Source organism: Methylophaga sp. UBA5088, from assembly GCF_002414625.1.
Lineage (GTDB): Bacteria > Pseudomonadota > Gammaproteobacteria > Nitrosococcales > Methylophagaceae > Methylophaga > Methylophaga marina.
In genome coordinates this window covers 1-2,483 of the sequence record NZ_DIAC01000113.1, presented here as the reverse complement: position 1 = coordinate 2,483, position 2,483 = coordinate 1, and the positions used below count along the sequence as shown (strand labels likewise).

Here is a 2,483-nt window from a genome sequence, read left to right as displayed (position 1 = left end):
CTCGGGTACTTGCTCTGTTAAGTATCGTTCTACATCATTGATAGGCAAGGCTAAACCACTATCAAACCAGATTCCATCATTCTGGGATCGTAACCAGGTTAGCTGGCGTTTCGCCATCTGACGTGTGGCAACAATTGCACGATAAACAAATTCATCATAATCGTACTTACCTTCAAGATATGACCACGCCTGCCGGTAACCGACTGCACGTATTGATGGTAAGTTCGCATGACAGTCATTTCGATTAAATAATGTTTTCACTTCTTCAATAAAGCCTGCATTCATCATTGTCTGGTATCGCTCAGCTATTCTGTTGTGAAGAATGGCTCTATCAAATGGTGAAACAATGATCTTAGTGACTTTATAGTCAAAACTATCATGGCTTGCTTGAGTCAATTCAGTCAGACTTTTACCCGATACTTCATACACTTCCAGAGCACGTTGTAAACGCTGTGGATCATTAATGTGTATTCGTGCTGCTGAGACTGGGTCGATTTCTTTTAACCGATTGTGTAAGGCTTCAATGCCCAATTGCTGAATTTCCAGATTTAGCTTTTCTCTGATAAGCATATTTGCTGGGGGCAAGTCAGCAAGTCCATATTGAAGACTTCTGAAATAGAGCATTGTTCCGCCAACCAATAAAGGAACTTTACCTCTGGCGGAAATATCAGCCATCAGATTGAGGGCGTCTTCTTTGAATTGACCAGCAGAATAAGGCTCATGAGGTTCGACAATATCAACTAAATGATGAGGATAGTGGCTTAGAACGGAACGGTTTGGTTTTGCAGTGCCGATATCCATGCCTTTATAGACAAGCGCGGAATCGACACTGATGATCTCTACTGGATACTTCTTTGCAAGGGCGATAGCAATATCTGTTTTTCCAGCTGCTGTAGGCCCCATAATAAATATGGCGGGTGGAAGCACAGAGTTTGATTACCCCTGTTTCATTGAATCAAAAAACTCAACATTTGTTTTCGTCGATTTTAACCTATCCATTAAGAATTCCATGGCTTCAACAGGTTCCATCTGAGCAATAATTTTTCTCAAGATCCAAAGTTTTTGGAGATCTTCTTCTGTTGTCAGCAGTTCTTCACGACGCGTGCCTGAACGTGTCACATTGATGGCAGGATACATTCTACGATCAGCAAGTTTACGTTCCAGCAATACTTCCATATTACCAGTACCCTTGAACTCTTCGAAGATGACTTCATCCATTCGAGAGCCAGTTTCAATCAGGGCTGTGGCAATGATTGTCAAGCTGCCACCTTCTTCAATATTTCGAGCCGCACCAAAGAAACGCTTCGGGCGTTGTAAGGCATTGGCATCAACACCACCAGTCAAAACCTTACCCGATGATGGTGAAACAGTGTTATAAGCACGGGCGAGTCTAGTGATTGAGTCAAGTAAGATAACAACGTCATGTTTATGCTCAACAAGGCGCTTCGCTTTCTCGATCACCATTTCAGCAACCTGTACGTGTCGTGAGGCAGGCTCATCGAACGTACTGGAGACCACTTCACCTCTGACAGATCGTTGCATTTCCGTGACTTCTTCAGGACGCTCATCAATCAGCAACACAATCAGATCACTATCAGGATAGTTAGAGGCAATTGACTGTGCGATTGACTGCATGATCATTGTCTTACCTGATTTAGGCGGAGCAACAATCAAACCACGTTGTCCTTTGCCTAGTGGTGAAGCAAGATCAATAACACGTGCTGTCAGGTCTTCAGTACTTCCATTCCCCCGCTCTAATGTAAAACGTTCATTGGGGAAGAGCGGCGTGAGATTTTCAAAAGGGACTTTATTTCTAGACTTATCAGGTTTTTCGTAGTTAATTTCTTCTACTTTAACCAAGGCAAAATAACGCTCACTATCTTTGGGTGGACGAATTTTACCTTTTATTGTGTCGCCAGTTCTAAGGTGGAAACGACGAATCTGGCTAGGTGAGACATAAACATCATCAGGACCTGCAACGTAGGAATCTTCGGGTGATCTTAAAAAACCAAAACCATCTGGTAAGAGTTCTAATACACCTGTAGTGATAACATCTTCGCCTTGTTTAGAGTGCGCTTTGACTATGGCAAAGATAAGTTCTTGTTTTCGGTTTCTTGCTAAGCCCTCAAGATTCATGGAGAGAGCCAGTTCCATTAATTCAGCAGCTGACTGCTTTTTCAGTTCTGTCAGATTCATGTATTACCTAAGAATGGGATTTTGATATAGAAATGCCTTGAACACATCGATTGATGAGTTGAATTAACTTAATTTTGGAGGGGGTTTTAAAAACTGCAAGTAAGAATAACAGTAATAAAGACTGGCGTCTAGTTTTATGTACAAAATATCGCGATGTTAGAAATAAAAGCTAATTATACCAACAGTTTTTCTATTCCTGTCAGTAAACTGACTAATCAAAATAGCTTGGCTGAAATACTGTGAGTTAGTACAAGTCGAGAATTACACCATTCATATCGACTTTTTAG

General features: G+C 41.5%; 2 protein-coding genes. Both read right to left on the bottom strand.

Annotated elements, in window-relative coordinates; translation table 11 throughout:
- Window positions 1-927: tRNA (adenosine(37)-N6)-dimethylallyltransferase MiaA (miaA, locus tag B4K20_RS14370; RefSeq protein ID WP_289283424.1), on the bottom strand; the 927-nt coding region annotated here is incomplete at its 3' end.
- Window positions 928-936: 9 nt separating this feature from the next.
- Window positions 937-2,196, bottom strand: a complete 1,260-nt coding sequence (gene rho / locus B4K20_RS14365; protein ID WP_286304264.1) for a transcription termination factor Rho — start codon at window positions 2,194-2,196, stop codon at window positions 937-939.
- Between the last annotated feature and the right edge of the window lie 287 nt (window positions 2,197-2,483).